Genomic DNA, 16,698 nt, shown 5'->3' on the forward strand with positions numbered 1-16,698 from the left:
ATTGTCACACTACTTTTTTTGAAGTCTAGACAAAAAGTTACAAATATATTTGTGTTTATATTTGATTTTACAATAGTGTGTAGACATGGGAATGATTCTTGTTTAATGTCTGTTGTTAAAAAAGGAACTTCAATGAAGAAATCATACCCTTTAATTCCATTAAGTGCGAGAGCCTTAAACTTTTTAGCCTTATCTGACGCAAACGACAATGGTAACTCGTGTGATCTGGTAATTCTGAAAAGCAGTCCAAGCCAAAAGCAATTAAATGAAGCTGTCGACCACATTGCTAAAAGCCATCCGATCATGCAAAGTCGTATTGTCCGTAAACGCTGTCGGTATTTTTGGCAATTCGATCAACAGCTGTTTCCAGAAAAGCGTTTTTTAAACTGGTCTGAAAAGTACTCTAGTTATGAAGATTGGCATGATGCTCTGAGAAACTACTTATTTGATGATGTAATTGACCCATTCTCTTCTTCACCTGTTAAATTTATCTGTATTCATTATCATCAATATTGCGCATTGTTGTTTATATCCTCACATACAGCGTCTGACGCTAGAAGTGGTTATCTGCTTTTTGAGCAAATTAATGCGTATTTGAATTCTCGTTCTTTAGATATAGAAGACCGTTCTTTTGAGCGTGAAGACAAGCTCTTTGAGTCCTGCAAAGTGAGAGCATACTTTAGCGCATCACAGCTATTACTCAAAAACTTCACTCGACCGAAAAAGCAAGTTGATTTGATGCACAAAAGGAGTGACCAATGGCAGGTTGATTACATGGATCTTGGTGAGCTAGCAACTAAAAAGCTAGTAAGTTGGTCAAAGAATCACAAAGTTTCAGTAAACGTGGCACTTAACTACATATTGAGTCAGTCTATTTGCGCAGACAAGGAGTTAAATGTACTTGAAACAATGTCGGTTCGAGATCTTTCGAACAAGAATCTTAAATGGGCTTATAACAATCTCATTATTGTTTTTGAATCTAATATCGGTGGTGACAATAATTGGTTGGAAGATTATCGACAGCATTTGGATAAGGTTAAGGGAGGGGGCTACAAAACCTTTCAAGCTCAGCAAGAAATCCAAGCGTTGACAATAAATCTTCTACCTAGATCAGCATTAAAAGGGCTTGTAAGTATATACAAAAAGCTTTTTCTAAAAGGAAATATGATCCTGTCTAATTTAGGTGCACTGGAGTTTGACTTGAGCCATTTAGGTGAGCATGAGATTGTGGATATCTATAACTTTAGTGTACCGCTGCCTCCAGCTGGCTTGGCGTTTGTAGTGAGTACTTATAGGCAAAAATTGAGAGTTTCATTAGCTCACAGAGGTGATGATGTTGATCCTATATTGAGTGAAATTAGGTCAAATATTCTATCAATTAAATAAAAGCTTATATTTGATTACTACGTAAAATGAATTTGGCTTTAAATCTTTAGAGCTGGTTGTCGTTTACGAGCGGCTAGCGAATAACAGCTAAGATAACGTAAAAATTAGTCTTAACTAGAGTAATTACTTCCTTGTTTTGATGGTAGGATTTAGTTTTTGTTTAATTTGTTGTATTTACTTATATAAACATTGAATCCTATAGATACAATGGTTTACAAAATGTGTTAATTTTGTTTTCACAGAGTCATTGAGACCCCGTCTTTCCTCCGATATAAATTTTTTTATTGGAGAAATGATGTTACATACAGGGGAGTTAGTTGCAGCAGAACAAAGGCAGCTAGAAGGACATAGTGAGTTTTGGAGACTCAGGTTAGAAAATAAAGAAAAACTATTAAGTTGTTGCTATCGCTGGCTGAGAAATGACAGTGATAAAATAGAAGACGTAATCGCGCACACCTGTGAAAAAGCTTTCAAAGCATACACCCGCTCAAGTGCTATTATTGAGAATGAGTTTGCTTGGTTGTGTCGAATTGCGCACAATTTATGTATGGATGTGCATAGAGCTAACGCAAAACACCAAGATATTGTAAATCACGTATCAGAACTTCCAGACCAATTCTATTTTGCTGATAATCAATCAGTGTCGTTAGAGAGTGAACATTTAAACCTAAGCCTTTATAAAAAGCTTATTCAAGAAATAGATATTTTACCCAAAGAGTTGAGATTGGTAATGCAATATAAATTTATGTATGAAATGGAATATACAGAAATTGCTAGCCGATTACAGCTATCGCCAGAAAATGTAAGAAAGAGAGTACAGTTAGCTCGAAAGCGTCTGTCTGTTTTAAAAGAAGAATATAGAGTTTTAAGCTAATTAAATAGATGTTTTTAAATAGGTTGATGGCTGTTTTTTTTCATTGATGAAAATAAAAAGGAATAAAAATCACATAATACACATTACTTCGTCTTATCATTGCTAGGTTTTTGAACTATAGCCCAACCTTTAAAGTGGTGACTTGCAAAAGTCACCCTTTTTTATCTATGACCACCTATTAATATCTAAATTTTTTTAAATCAAATTCACGAAATTTATTTCTCTGCGTCAGTTGTTTACAACAGTGGTCAAAGCTTTTCTTTTGGCCTGACTATGCAATAGATATTAGCGCCAATTTTACTTCGCCTGCTATGTGGGTGATGTGGCGGAGCGTATGTGGATTTTATAATGACAATAAATAGAAACTGGTATGTAGTTTATACAAAGCCCAATATGGAGAAAAAGTTTGCAGATCAAATTACGAGGCTAACTTTTGGCTGTGAAGTTTACTTGCCGCTATTAACTGAGCAAAAGCAGTGGAGTGACCGTGTTAAATCCGTATCTAGACCACTATTTAAATCCTATGTTTTTGTATATGCAGATGAAAGCGAATATCACCATATCAAGCGAATTAATGGATTTGTTGAATACATTAGATTCAACGGTAAACCAAGTATTATTCGTACTACAGAAATTGATAAAATTAAAAATATCATTGCCTCTGGCTTCCCATGTGAGCCCGCTTTTAATCAATTTACTGTAGGCCAAACAGTAGAGATCCACACCGGTAGTCTAAGAGGCTACCGAGGAAAACTCGTCGAGATAAAAAACAACACGTTATTTGCAATAGAAGTGCAAGGCCTAGACCAAAGTCTTTTGATGTCTGTACCCGTTTCTATGTTGAACAAGACGGAGGAAGCATGAGTCACTCTACAATATCAGTGGAAAACCTAGAAGCACTCAAAGTGCAGTTAATTTGCCATGAGGGGCTTACAACAATACCAACTAAGAACGGTTTAGGCGAATTGACAATTGGTGTGGGTAGAAACTTGTATCACAAAGGAATAAGCGAAGACGAAGCAGAGAGGATGCTTGCTCGCGATCTAGACGAGTTGCACAAAGAAGTCAGTGACAATCTACCAATTTTTAATCAGTTAGGTGAACTGAGAAAGCTTGTATTGTTAAACATTGCTTTCAGCTTAGGTGTTGAAGGGCTTAAATCGCAGAAGAAACTTATAGCCGCTTTGTGCGTACAAGACTTCACTGTCGCGGCCAATGAAATATTACGTTCTAACTGGATACCAGATTGTCCAGATAGAAAGGAAGAACTCTCTATGATGATGAAGGCAGGGTGAAAATGACTGAGAGCTTATCGGAGCACTTTGAACCCCAGCATGAACTAGAGAGGGCTTTGGCTAAAAGCTTCTTTTTGGTGGGAAGTGCGCTGCAGAGCAACGATGAAAGCTTAGGAGATAGTGTGAGCAAATTGCATCAAGCACTTGAGCGGATCCTTAGCCAACAACGATTTAAGTTTGTAAGCCGATGCTTTGAGCTTAGTGATTATGAACTAAAACTCATAGGTTTGGTATTTATTCAAGCAATAGAGCCAGACAGTTTAACGCCGTACCTTGGCCTGACTTGGTATGAGCAAGGGCCTTATTTAAGTTTAGACAAGCTCTTAACGTTGGCTCTAAAGCAGCCTCAAAGAAAAGCAAAGGTAAGCAGCGAACTGAGAACTTCTAACGTGTTTCAATGGGGATTATTACGCTCAAATACCATACCTTCTCTCACCGAGAGTATTTACCTTGCTCCTGAGTTGTTGCGATTTTTGCAAACGGGCGAGGTCGTGATGGGAGAAACTTGTATGTTTTCACAGCCTATCTTAGGTGAAATCGACGGGGCATTTTTAATACTTAATGAGGCTGCAAAAGATTTTTCCGATGACTTTACAAATCAGCAATTAAATAGCGTTTTCAACAAAGATATTGAGTTTGCTCGTTGGTATGCAATCCAGGTAGCGAGTAACCAAGGTGCAATGGTCAGCATGTTGACCAATGAGGAACCGGAAGGACTCACTCAAACTCAGATACGATATGATTTGGCTTGGTTACTATTGTTCGCACATAAAAAGAAAGTTATCGTGTTATTGCCGCAATGGGCTAAAAGCTTTTTTGATTCTAAAGCAGAAACTATTCAAGGGCTTAAAAGGCAGCCTAATTTAGCGTGTTGTTTCATCTGTGATTCAACTTCTTATATTGACGATGCAATGTTCAATGTACGAGAGGTGAAGTACCCAAGTGAGCTAACCCTAACAGATATTTGGTTGGAATTATCCCCAGTAAACACGCCAACCGAGCAAGATAGACTGCATGCTCGCAATGTAGCAACCCGGTATCCGGTTCCCATTCCACACATACAAACCTTGGTATCGCAAGCAGCTTTAAATGAACGAGCTGATTTTTGGCAAGCTTTGGCAAAATTATGCCTTTTGGAGCAGAAAAAAGGACCCAGCGACCTTGCTACGCTCATTGAGCCCAGATATCGACTAAGCGATATGGTGCTTTCAGACGGTGCTTTGGAGCAATTGCAAGAACTCGTGGCCCGTAATAACTATCAGTCAGAATTAAAGCGTCGCTTACCTAGGTATACAAAAGGCTGTAAGGCTCTATTTTGGGGGCGGCCCGGGACTGGTAAATCTATGGCTGCAGAAGCAATTGCAGGGGAGTTACAGTTACCGGTATATGTTGTCAACTTGGCTAATATTGCGAGTAAGTGGATAGGAGAAACAGAAAAGCATTTAGCAAATTTGTTTGATGAAGCACAGCGGTGTAATGCAGTACTGATGTTTGATGAAGCCGATGCAGTATTTGCGAAACGTAGCAAGGTAGAGTCAAGTCATGACAAAAATGCCAATATGGGAGTTAGCTACCTACTACAAAGAATGGAACACTACTCAGGGCTCCTGTTACTGAGTACAAATCTAAAAGCAAACCTAGATGAGGCCTTCATTCGTCGATTTCACAGTGTTGTAGAGTTTGCATTACCCAACCATGACCAGCGCAAAGCAATATGGGAACGTGTTGTCGGTGACAACGGCAATGACGCATTACTTGCTGATTTAGACAAGTTAGCAAAGCGCTTTGAACTGAGTGCAGCCCAAATTATCAATATTACAGAAACGGCCTTGTTACAAAGCCTCATGCTCGAGCAGCAAACCATCGATAAGGGCAATATTGCTAAGGCCTTGCGCAGAGAGCTCTCGAAGCAACACGAAGGCTTTATGGCACAACACGAAATCAGAGATTGGCTAGAAGGAAATTAAAATGGATCCCAAAATTATCTACAAAGTACAGCAAGCCCTTAAAACCTTTATCAACGAAAGAATTCTTTCGGTTGATCTCGATATTGGAACATCGCAAGACTCTGAAATTTCGCTTAGTTTTGTGGCACCAGATAAGAGTTTCTTCGATAAATCAGTTAGCGACGAGCCCACTGTAAATTGCTATCTGATTGGCATTGCGGAAGATGTTACACGAAGACAAAGTGAGCCCCCTAGAACGTATCTGAATACCGCTCAAACTCATAGGGTGTATCAAAAGGAACCTAGGTTTGTGTCGCTAACATATATGTTAACCGTATGGAGTAAAGCAGAAGCGGGGAGTGCAGAGCTCGAACACTTAGTGCTGAGCTACTTGCTATCTGGCTTAGGTGCTTACGATTTTCTACCAGAAGATATATTGAATAGTTATGGAGTGGAAGACAAACCGTATGGTATTCGAACTCAATTGTTTGGTAATGAACACAGTGAAAAAGTGAGCGGTCAAGTTTGGCAAGCGTTAGGGTCTACTCCAAAACCTACATTGTTGCTCTCTTTATCTGTACCGGTGCCTGTGTTCACGCCAGATCTATTGCCAGTTATCCAAGAAATTGAAACAGATATGGAAAACAAATCTGTTTAAGTTTTTCAATCAGTCTTAAGCCAATTACTTACAGCTACTCAGCCACTCTTCGAGTAGCTGCACTTCTTCACATAAACGATTAATCACCAAAGGTAAAATATGAAACATTCAGAGCTTAATACAGAGCTAAGAGGTTACTTTGAAAATGGAGATATTCCTACTCAAGTCGAGTTCAGAAAACTCATAGATGCGGCAACTGATAACCGAACCACGTACAGCTTGGTTGCGCATCTTTTCGGTATGATTGTTGATTGTGCAGTGACAGAACCACTTGCCGATCTCAACGAAGATCTCTCTGAAGAGCTTGCAAAATATGAGTTGGGATCTGGAGAGACCGTCTTATTGTACTTACAGAGTGATGTGTCTGAAAATGGCGTGTATACCTATGGCTATCGTAATCTAGATGAAGGTACGGTAGCAACGTTGACGAAGCAATCAATCAGCGAATATGAAGGAATGCTGGTCAAAGCTAATCGCTCTCAAGATGTGAGTACCAGCTACTATCATTATGTTAATACCAGTGATAGTGGACAAAACTTACAATGGGAAAAGGTAGAGAACTTCGACGTTCCAGATTATTACGCCGCTAGTTTCAGAAACGCACGTTTCCCGCAGCACATTGATTTAACTCAGGGTGGGCAAATATCAAACTCGGCTTTAACGGCAGACCGCTTAAAAGGTAATGGCAATGATATCACTGACCTGAACAACGCTAGTTTGCCTGCGCAAATAGATCTCACTCAAATTGAGCAAGACTCAAAAGTCAAAGCTAAGTACTTTGAAGGTAATGGTTTTGGGCTCACCTCCTTGAATGCAAATGAACTAAAAGGTGGGCAGGTGCCACCAAATATGTTGGATTTCGCAGAAATATCAGATATTCGTCAAGGTAGCTCTGTCAAGGTTTTAAACGCTGATCATGGCCAGTGGCTGAATCAAAAGCTGGATAGAGTCGCCAGTCCCACTTTAAGTGAAGCCAATATTGTGTGCGTAGAAACAGATAGCAATGTCAATCTGTCTTCTGTTCCTAGCCAAATAGATGGCGTAACGTTGCAACCTGGGAACTTAGTGCTACTCACCGCTCAGGCAAACGCTTCAGAAAATGGTATTTGGCAACATCAAGCTGATGGCACACTTGCGGCGCCTGACCCGTCACATGGGATCCACCACCGCCATGGATTAGCAATTAAGGTGTTACAAGGGACCATGCATCAGTTCAAAGTATTTGTGTTGTTTTCTCAGTTCGAAAACAGCGACGGCACTATGGACAACGAATGGCAAGAAAGTGAACAGATCACACTAGCTGGTGCGGGTATTCAAGTGACAAATAACCAGCACGCAGCTGACATTGCGTCTTCGGCGGATGTTGAAGCACAAAGAGCCAATAAACTATTGGATGCCGCTCTTTTTAAACAAAAACTCACGGCTTCAGAACAAGGACTAACAGCTGATTACACTGCAAAAATCAACGAGCAAAAAGATCGAATTGACAGTATTTTGCATGCCAGTGATGCAGATGCAGATTCATTCAAAGAAATTGTCGACTTAATTAACTCGATTGATACAGAGTCTGATGCCGCGTTTGCGACTTATGTGCTTGAAAACGATGCGAGAAGCCAAAAAATAGAAGACGATTTAGACGGCGAGATTACCACAAGACAGCAGCAAGTAGCTGGGCTGCAGTCTAGTTTGCAGTTGGAAGTTTCTACTCGTTCTGCTGAGTCTGCAAACCGCTACACTAAAGCTGAGTCAGATCAGCGATTCCTAAGATCTGTCAACACCAAGCTAGTCGGTCAAGTTGATATCTCTGAAGCAACTTTCAGCGGTGACTTAAAAGTAACTGGCGCTATTACCGCCACTGGGGATGTTACTGCATTTTCAGATGAACGACTCAAATCCAACGTAAAGTCTATTGAAAATGCACTGACAATTGTGAACAAGCTAGATGGTGTTACTTTTGAGCGTTCAGACTTTAATGACGCTCGACGTTATACAGGGCTTGTTGCTCAGCAGGTTCAGGGAGTATTTCCAGAAGCAGTGCACCAAGAAGGGGAATATTTGTCGGTTGCTTACGGTAATTTAGTGGGCTTACTGGTAGAAAGTATCAAAGAGCTCAACGGAAAAGTGGCAAGTTTGCAAAGTAAATTAGTCAAGCTTGAATCTGAATAGCCAAGAGGTGATGGACGATGACTTTACAAAGTAACGGGCCCATATCACTTAAAGATATCGGTGATGAGTATCGGGACACACTACCTTACGAATTGAGCTTTTACAGTGAGCATGTTGAAAAGGTACCCGGCGATACGCTCGCCATTAGTGAGTTTTATGGCAAATCAGCCATGACTATTCGGCTCTTAGATAAAACCTTCGAGGTATATACTCAGCGCAAAGCAATTATACCCATAGCCAATATACTTGCAGGAAGTTTTGACGAATATAGTGATGGCAATGATCCTGTGAATTTGATCACGGTGCAAAATGCTCAATTTGGTACAGTAAGAATTGATGGCGCCAATGTTGAGTTTACATCGACTAATGTAGTGGGCAGTGCTGCGCGTTTTGATTATACCGTTGAGAATAGTTCTGGGATCAGAAAGACGCATTTTGTAACAATGTCAGTTGTTGCTGTGCCGCCCATTGTGTGTAACCCCGATACGTTTAGCTTGCAGCAAGGTGAAGCGCTACTCATTAGCAAGCAACAGCTGATTCAAAATGATGAAGATGGCTCAGGAACAGGTTTAACACTCATTTCAGTCAGTAACGCGCAAGGTGGTACTGTATCACTTAGCGGCAATACAATAACATTCACGTCAACCGGTCTTGCAGAGCAACCTGCTCAGTTTAATTATAGGGTGCGAAATGGGCACAGTATCGAACAGACGGGTATCGTTTATATTAATGTCACACCGCTGCCAGAACTCGAATCTTTTGTTTATCGAACTCAGCAACAGGCAGAGCAAGCGAGGCAAAGCTATAGTCCACCCACGATGCAAGATATATTTAATAACTGGGCTAGGTTTAACGGTAATGAATACTTTATCAATAAACAAGATGCTGAAACTCGGGGTAGTTCGAATGCAACAGCTTGGTATTACAACGCATCGTCAGATAGTGTTGTTATGCCACTTAACGTAGCGCCGCCGAATGGGTTCGTTTCATCTGAAAAAGTAGACAACTATACACTTGAAGCAACGCTCTCGTCAGACAATGGTGACAACGATACCATCGGGGTGGTTGCCGCATTTGTGCGAGAGGGCAATATCAATTACGTGTTGACCATTGTATTAAACACTGGTGGCACAGCACCTAGTTCAACGGGGTGCGGGGTGTATTTTGGCTACGCTGGTGTCGGTAGTGGCTCCGATAAATTACTGGGGCAATATAATATTGGTACCGGAGGAGGTTGGAGTAATCGTAAGGCGCGTGTCAAAGTGCAACGCCAAGGGGATATCTTCAAGTTTTACGTGACTCCTTGGAATCAAGTAGATAACTTTCAGTCCGCCAGTGAGATAGTGGTTGACCTGAACTCTGACTCTTCATTGCACCGATTTAAAGGCAAGCAATCATATGGGTATATTACGTACTCACAGCCTAACTCAACTTATTTAGATACAGATTTACGCGGTGGACTCGATGTATCGAAAATTTACGACGCGCAAAATAACACTGTTTGGGAGTATATAAACGGCAGTTGGCAGTTAATATCAGGCAGCCTTCAAAGCCATCTGGGTTATATCCGCAAAGTGTTTAACCCATCAAGTAACGAACGATTCTTGATAGCACAAAGTTCAGTGACTTATTTGGGCAAACTGGTTAACAACAATCAGTGGAACAACACTAAATTACTTGATGAAAGTCAGAATGTGCTTTATGAACAAGACCAGTCGCAGCACGGTGCACCATCAGGTCGAAGAGTTATAGCGCTTTATACTGCGGGTAAAGAAGAGAAGAATTACCTTAAGGGCAAGCCATCATTGGTCACTAGTTCTGGCCATACCCATAATGCTTCAAACCCTGGTTTCAATAATCTCAATAGCAAAAATTGGTTTGCCGATAATGGTATTGATATTAATACCACCGACTTTACCGGTGGAACTGTAGCTTTAGAAGGCGGCATTGTTGGTCGTATAACAAATATAGGCAACGACAATGGCACCAGTGCGTTTATTCACTATCAGGTCACAAGCTATCGGCTATTCGATAAAAACGCTTAAGAAGCAACCATTTCAACATACATACAACGTCTAAAGCGATTTTTGGTACCTACCCAACAGTAAGTAAATCGCTTTTCCACACCACTAATTTATCAACTCGTAACTTAGGACTTAGTGAAAGTTACATTTTTCAAGGAGGCCGTCATGGCACAGAAAACTCTATCTGGCATCCTCGCAGCAATCGATGCAGAGCAAATCGCAGTTAATATGACTGCAACTAAATCACTATACAGATATACCGGTATCGTAGACCGAGTTAATGCAGTAAAAACAGACTCGAACGTAAACTTATCTACTGCGAATGATGACAACTATTTAACGAATACATTGGGGCTTGCTGACGGCAATAAAATTTTACTCACTAAGCAATCAACGACTTCACAAAATGGCGTATATCAGAGAGTTGGAAATACATTAAATCTGATCGCCTATCCAAATATTGAGCTTGGTAACTTGGTTGAGTTGTTAGGCACACCCCCAACTTCTTCTACTGAGTTTTATAAGCTGATGGAAGGCAACCTGTGGGCTTCGGTTACATTTAACGACGGCGTAATTGCTGTATAACTATTGTTGGTCAAGTGACAAGCTTGGCCATCTTAATTTTTTGGAGCCTTAAGTATGGCTTTTCAATATTTTAATGTTAATGCATTACTTCGGCGTCTCAACCAACATCAATTACACCTTGAGCGATACATTGGGTTTCTTGGCACAGTTGATACGGTATTTGAGAACAACAGATCCTTGGCTGAACCTTTACCACCTAGATATTGGCAATCGCGTGTTTTGTTGGCCGCACAATCGGACAAAACGCAAAATGGGCTCTATGACATTACTACAAATGGAGAATGGCAGGTCGTGCCGGGTGGCCTTGAAGTTGGAAACTTTATAGCGACACAAGAGCCAGAGAATAAGTATTACAAACTTATAGAGTTCAAGAGTAATCAACAGGTTTGGCATGTTTTTAATTTGGCTTAATACATTTATTTTACTTGGTGCTAGGTAACTACACGAACAAAAACAATCTACACAGAGAACCTATCATGCCTAACCAGTTGAGAAAAACACTTAAGTCATTTTTCAGGCGCGGAGCAAAACCGACAGAGTCTCAATTCGCAAAGTGGATAGATGCTTGTTTATTGCTAGGGGAAGATGGAATAAGCAAGGATGGTTCAGGTCTCGAAATTTCCAAAAACCTAGTTGTGAAAGGCAACTTAATTGTTGATGGCACTTTTTGGTTGTCTGATGGCGCACTCCCAGAATCAAATGATGTGATGAACCCTAACCTAGGACAGACACCCAAAGGGGCGGTTTTCTTATGGTTTGGAGAGACATTACCTTATGGATATGAATTTTGCGATGGAAAAAATGGCAGACCATATTTGGCCCCTCCTGAATGCACGTCAAATGGGCTTAACTACATCATTAAAGTAATTGGTTAGTCGAACATCATTTATTTAATCAACATAGATTATAACTATGACAGTACAAAATAACTCTAAACTAAGCGCTGGCGAACTAGTAATCAATGGCGTTGAATATGCGGTTCCCTCGCAAGCACCAAAGTCGAGTGTTTTAGCAACCAATCTAATGCAAAATTGTCACTTTAAGACGTCGATAAATGCTGATTTTTGGCCTAAAGAGGTACCAGAGCCCAAGTATAATCAAGCCTGGGTCGAGGTATATGTCACATCTATATTGGCTTGGTTGCATGAAGCAACACACAGCAAACTGTTAGATACAACAAAGCCTGTCTATATTTTGCAAGCTGGTAGTCAAACATACCGGCTTGGACTGACTATTCTTCACAAGTTGCTACAGAGTATTGAATCGCAAGGGCTCAGTGATATTAATCTTTGTATGATATTTACCGCTGAGGATGAAAACAAACAAACCCTATTAATGAATCACCCAGATTTTGGCTATTTCTGCGAACAACAACAAGCAAAGATTATCGAGTGGGATATTTATTCTTCTCGAGCACTGCCATTGCAAGCAATAGATGGCGATAGAATATACACAGAACAAAATCCACTGGTCTTCATCGCCCATGGCGTTTTGTCTTTATTACCTCAGGCGGTTTATCAAGTACATTATCAACAGGTCTATCGTGCTGAGTTTGCATCCATTTCTTTGGATGAGGTGCCGCAAAATTACGACACAGAAGCGCGTGATAAACCAGCAATGCCATTACTTTGGTCGCTGCAAAAACAAAGTAAAGTGCATAGTGCTGCTAAGGCTGATACAAAACAACTTGCCGTTAACTGGCAATTAGCCAACCCAAAATCCGAAAGCAGTGGCCTAGACGATATGCTTAGACCGTGGCTAGAGAATACACTCTTATTTTATATGGCACAGGGAGTGAATAAAACGATAGCGGTACCAATAAAAGCGGCTCAGTTACTCAATAACATAGAAGTGGCTTTTCCTCGAGGTGTCGTTCAACTTGTTAGCGATGAAGTTCATCCTGAGTTTGGTCTAAAGCTGCCGCAAACTATTTCTCCAGAAGGAATAGGGTTGCCAATAGACATCGGTTTACTTCACAAGATTGAAGAAAACAAAGGGTTTGTAAAGCACATTAAATTACCTTTTGATAATAAGTCGCTTGCAATATCAATGAGCCACAAAGACAGTATTACATTCAGTTATACATCCCATGCATTAGAAAATGCATGTAAGACAGGTTCCCCGGCTGCGCACGAACATATTCACCAGAGTTTACAACGCGCGACCAAGGCTTTAACCGAGTCTCAAATTCAAGCATATGTCTCACAGAGTAACTACGACCCACTCGTTATGGCGATTTTTTTGCCTCGGCTTCTAAAAGAAGGGGGTCCTATAAATGAACGCCCGGCTTGGCGTGAACTACTGAACAAAGTTTGGGAAAACCATGTAGTTGATTATGAAAATGAAACATTTGCATTTGAACTCGGGCTATTGGCTATTGACCTAAGCCACTGGGCATTGGCAAAAACTTGTATGTTAATGCGCATGGAAATAAATGGGCCAAGCACTGCTTGCTTGCACAACCTAGGGTTAGCAGCATGGGCAACGGGCGATATGGAAATTGCAGTTCAAAGTGTTGATCTTGCGTTAGAACTGAACCCTCAAGATGAGCAAGTACTCAACTTACGCTCAAACATGTTGGAATACTTGAGTCGATGCGACCAATTACCTTGGTTTGATGTACAGGCAAATCAAAGCCAAGATAGCGTCCTCAAGCTTCTACCTGTAAGTGAGCAACATTTGCGAGAATACTACATACAGTATCGCCGGCCAGATATTGCTGAGCGTCTACGCGGGGTCCGATTACGTCAATTCGAGCAGTTACAATCACTCTGGCATACCTGGTTAGAGGAGGAAAAACTCAAACAAAAAGCGCATTTTGCACTAGTTCATGCCGAGTTTGGCTTTATTGGTGGCGTTGTAATTGAATTCAACGCGGTTGAGCCAAAAGGTACTCACGGAGATGGGAAGTTTGAATACCAAAGTGCACATTTGTCTTTTTGGGTAGGGAAGGACTTCCAGAACCGAGGCTTTGGAAAAAGCTCTGTTTCGTTAATCATCAATCACCTCCGTGACTTATCTAACAAGCTCAATATCTCTCTTCTGAATACTTCTGCATGGTCACATAACATGGTATCCCGTCACATACTCGAGGTGTCAGGTTTTCACGAAATAGAAAAAGTTAAAGGGGAAGGGGTGATGGAGGAAGTTTTTTACGAATTAAGTCTTAGGTAATCATTAAAGACTTCTGTTTGGTATTTTTTCATAGGAGGGAGCAATAACTTTTTAAAAGTGTTTATGAGTATTTTGAAACATAAATCGGAATTATTAAAAGGACAAATAAATGCGAACACTTGATCGGGAAAATAATAAAAGAAGATTAATTTTAGAAATACCTCAGTATGTGTCAGATGAGAATGCGGCAAATAGTATCATGGATAAAGCCCGCATAAAGCTAAATAATATAAATGCCCAAAAGAAGCAAATATATGTAGCTTATGCGTTTAATCAGCAAGGTGACAAAACCAAAGAAAATAGAATTGGCTGGAATATTAAAAATGGGCGATATACTACAAGCCAAAATCGAACAATGTCTATAGAGAAGACAGTTTTATCGAAAAATGTAGAGGGTAATGTAGCTGGCCATTTGTGGAAGCTAGAATGGCCCAGTGTAACGGAACAGGAACTTGAAGAGCTGAGAGCGGAAAACCTTAAAAATCCACGCAATCAAACTATCCCTGAAACTGAAGCAATAAAAACACGGAAGAACTTTCCCTTTGCAAAATGGCGAGAGCTAGCACATGAAGTTGGAAAAGAAATTAATACTTATGGTAATACGTTAGATCTTCGTAGCGACAACGCTTTGTATATTACAGGAGATGATGATTTCCCTCTGGATAAATTAACAAATGCGATAGGCAAGACCGAAAGCGAATTTCTCAATACGGGTACAACCCTGCAAGCAAGAGTTATTGGCATGCCTTATATTTGGCAGTCACCTGACGAGACTGACATAGAAAAATCAGATTTCATTTCAAAAATTAATGATGCAGAACTAGAAGGTCGGGAGGAGCTGTTTAACAAGCACCCTTTGAGAGTCTATTACCCTGAGCCTTCAACAATATTTAACAGAACAGCAGCCGATATAGTACCAAGTAATAAAGTTGGTACGAGAGAGCAAGCGAGGAAAATTTCCACTATATGGCTAAGAGAGGTATCTAATTATACGAAGGCTGGTGAGGATTCTGCTGCGAGGGATTTGATGACAGAGAACAAAAATAGTCAGGATGTAGCAAAAAAAGTATTCAGTTTTAAATTTAGCAGCCCGATTAAAACAGCATTGGGTGCAAGGGTATCAGAAATAGATGAGGTTTATAGTGATTGGCAGAGTGATAAGCAAAAAAGACAGCTAAAAGACATAAAGGATTATGCTAAGAGAATAGACCAATCTGTACTTGATCAGGGATATGGAGAGCGAATTTTAAAATGGCATAAAACATTGCATTCTAAATGATTAATTATAATTTAAATGGGGTTTTATTTTAAACTTATTATAATTTAAATCACAATTTTTAGCATCTATGATTTTGAAAATCAGTGCCAATTTACACATATAAAATTTATTAAAAGTCAGCTTCAAACCTATTTATTATTTGGAGGGCTACTTTTAAATAACGGAGAGACTCCCAATGCAAGCAGAAAAAAATTTAGTCGTGGAAACCATAGGGATTCATGATGAATCGTCGAAGGCGTTAATCGGTGAGCTAGAGAAAAAAAAGCCAAACCCAAGAGTTGGTTATGTCATGGTAACCAATAGTGCTAAGGGTGGAGATGGTAAGATCAAATCACATGATGTCAAAGGTCATAAATTTGCTGTTCAGCATTCAAAAGTAAGAGCGCCTGCGGTATTTAATACTCAGAAATTTCCTTTTGGTAGATATCGAGATGAAGCACATGATTTGGCAGTGGATAGAGGAAAAGCATGGTTTGGAGAGGCTTTTGTTGGATACAAAAGCGGTGACAGCGATGGTTTTTGGGACGAAGGAGAAGTCGATAATTGGTTATTAGCACTGGACCCATTGGCTGATGGTGAATATGACACTGAAGTTAGAACGAGCGCTTACCGTTTTAAATCCCAAAGTAAAGGAAGCAAAAAGGATAATAATGATAAGTGTTTTGGAGACTTTAATACGTTTTTAGAGCAAGTCTCTGTTTTTGAGAATGAAGAGCGTAAAGCCTTGCACAGTAATGACCCTCTTTTTATCTACTACCCTGAGCCGACTACAATGTATACAGGCTATGCGCGTGAATTAATGAAGTGGACTGACGAAGGTCAATCTGAAGGGATGAAAATGATAGCGAAGCTCGCCAATACAATGGAAGACAAGAATGAGCAAAAAGAGAAGCTCATTTATGACGAAAATTTAATGACGAGTACAGATTTGGGTAAAAGGGAAGAAAATTTATTTAAGGCCTATACCGAAACCAGTAAAAATACCAAAAGAGATCGAAGTAAGGAAAATGTAAAAAATAAGGTTATAGAAAATATTAGGGAGCATGATGCACAGTCTTCATTCAAAAAGGGCGGTCCAGAAATGAAAAGTGAATACAAGAAACATGGATATGATGGTGAATAAAAAATTAACGTAACACTCTAGATATATTTTAAATTTTAAGACGATAAACTGTGGTTTTATTTCCACAGTTTATTTTTAAATTAATAAGTCATTTATAATTTAATTTTTCATTATTGAGTGTACACACTGGCAAGCATAATTTTATGCTGTAGAAAAGTTATTTGCTTTGTACATAGTGCGCACAGCAA

Annotated in this window: 14 protein-coding genes; all 14 read left to right on the forward strand. The window is 40.0% G+C overall.

Annotated elements, in window-relative coordinates; all coding sequences use genetic code 11:
• Positions 1 to 132: 132 nt before the first annotated feature.
• The 14 genes from N475_RS20425 (at position 133) to N475_RS20490 (ending at position 16,510) form a co-directional block, all read left to right on the forward strand.
• Entirely contained in the window at positions 133 to 1,386 is a 1,254-nt protein-coding gene (locus N475_RS20425; protein ID WP_063356393.1) for a hypothetical protein, read from the forward strand.
• A 292-nt stretch (positions 1,387 to 1,678) separates the two neighbouring features.
• Positions 1,679 to 2,260 (forward strand): RNA polymerase sigma factor, encoded by a 582-nt coding sequence (locus N475_RS20430; RefSeq protein ID WP_081232475.1) that lies wholly within the window; start codon positions 1,679 to 1,681, stop codon positions 2,258 to 2,260.
• Between the two features lie 348 nt (positions 2,261 to 2,608).
• Complete coding sequence (locus N475_RS20435) at positions 2,609 to 3,124, forward strand: UpxY family transcription antiterminator (RefSeq protein ID WP_063356391.1); 516 nt, start codon at positions 2,609 to 2,611, stop codon at positions 3,122 to 3,124.
• On the forward strand, positions 3,121 to 3,555 hold the full coding sequence (locus N475_RS20440) for a glycoside hydrolase family protein (protein WP_063365861.1): 435 nt from the start codon (positions 3,121 to 3,123) through the stop codon (positions 3,553 to 3,555). The genes N475_RS20435 and N475_RS20440 overlap by 4 nt, the downstream gene beginning before the upstream one ends.
• 2 nt (positions 3,556 to 3,557) lie before the next feature.
• Positions 3,558 to 5,522 carry an ATP-binding protein gene (locus tag N475_RS20445; protein ID WP_063365862.1) on the forward strand — a complete coding sequence of 655 codons (1,965 nt, stop codon included), beginning with the start codon at positions 3,558 to 3,560 and terminating at the stop codon, positions 5,520 to 5,522.
• 1 nt (position 5,523) lies between these two features.
• A complete protein-coding gene (locus N475_RS20450) occupies positions 5,524 to 6,159 on the forward strand; it encodes a Pvc16 family protein (protein WP_063356388.1) in 636 nt (211 codons plus the stop codon).
• Positions 6,160 to 6,258: 99 nt separating this feature from the next.
• The gene (locus tag N475_RS20455; RefSeq protein ID WP_063365863.1) at positions 6,259 to 8,325 is read left to right on the forward strand and encodes a tail fiber domain-containing protein; all 2,067 of its coding nucleotides are present in this window, start codon (positions 6,259 to 6,261) and stop codon (positions 8,323 to 8,325) included.
• 17 nt (positions 8,326 to 8,342) lie between these two features.
• A complete protein-coding gene (locus tag N475_RS20460; RefSeq protein ID WP_063356386.1) occupies positions 8,343 to 10,370 on the forward strand; it encodes an Ig-like domain-containing protein in 2,028 nt (675 codons plus the stop codon).
• A 144-nt stretch (positions 10,371 to 10,514) separates the two neighbouring features.
• The gene (locus N475_RS20465; protein ID WP_063356385.1) at positions 10,515 to 10,934 is read left to right on the forward strand and encodes a hypothetical protein; all 420 of its coding nucleotides are present in this window, start codon (positions 10,515 to 10,517) and stop codon (positions 10,932 to 10,934) included.
• Between the two features lie 54 nt (positions 10,935 to 10,988).
• Positions 10,989 to 11,345: a hypothetical protein gene (locus tag N475_RS20470; RefSeq protein ID WP_063365864.1), complete on the forward strand. Its 357-nt coding sequence runs from the start codon at positions 10,989 to 10,991 to the stop codon at positions 11,343 to 11,345.
• A gap of 65 nt (positions 11,346 to 11,410) precedes the next feature.
• Positions 11,411 to 11,809, forward strand: coding sequence for a hypothetical protein (locus tag N475_RS20475; RefSeq protein WP_063356383.1), 399 nt, complete (start codon positions 11,411 to 11,413; stop codon positions 11,807 to 11,809).
• 37 nt (positions 11,810 to 11,846) lie between these two features.
• Positions 11,847 to 14,108 carry a GNAT family N-acetyltransferase gene (locus N475_RS20480; RefSeq protein ID WP_063365865.1) on the forward strand — a complete coding sequence of 754 codons (2,262 nt, stop codon included), beginning with the start codon at positions 11,847 to 11,849 and terminating at the stop codon, positions 14,106 to 14,108.
• A gap of 109 nt (positions 14,109 to 14,217) precedes the next feature.
• Complete coding sequence (locus tag N475_RS20485; RefSeq protein WP_063365866.1) at positions 14,218 to 15,387, forward strand: hypothetical protein; 1,170 nt, start codon at positions 14,218 to 14,220, stop codon at positions 15,385 to 15,387.
• A 175-nt stretch (positions 15,388 to 15,562) separates the two neighbouring features.
• Positions 15,563 to 16,510: a hypothetical protein gene (locus tag N475_RS20490; protein ID WP_063356380.1), complete on the forward strand. Its 948-nt coding sequence runs from the start codon at positions 15,563 to 15,565 to the stop codon at positions 16,508 to 16,510.
• Positions 16,511 to 16,698: the final 188 nt, after the last annotated feature.

Source organism: Pseudoalteromonas luteoviolacea DSM 6061 (assembly GCF_001625655.1).
GTDB classification, from domain to species: domain Bacteria; phylum Pseudomonadota; class Gammaproteobacteria; order Enterobacterales; family Alteromonadaceae; genus Pseudoalteromonas; species Pseudoalteromonas luteoviolacea.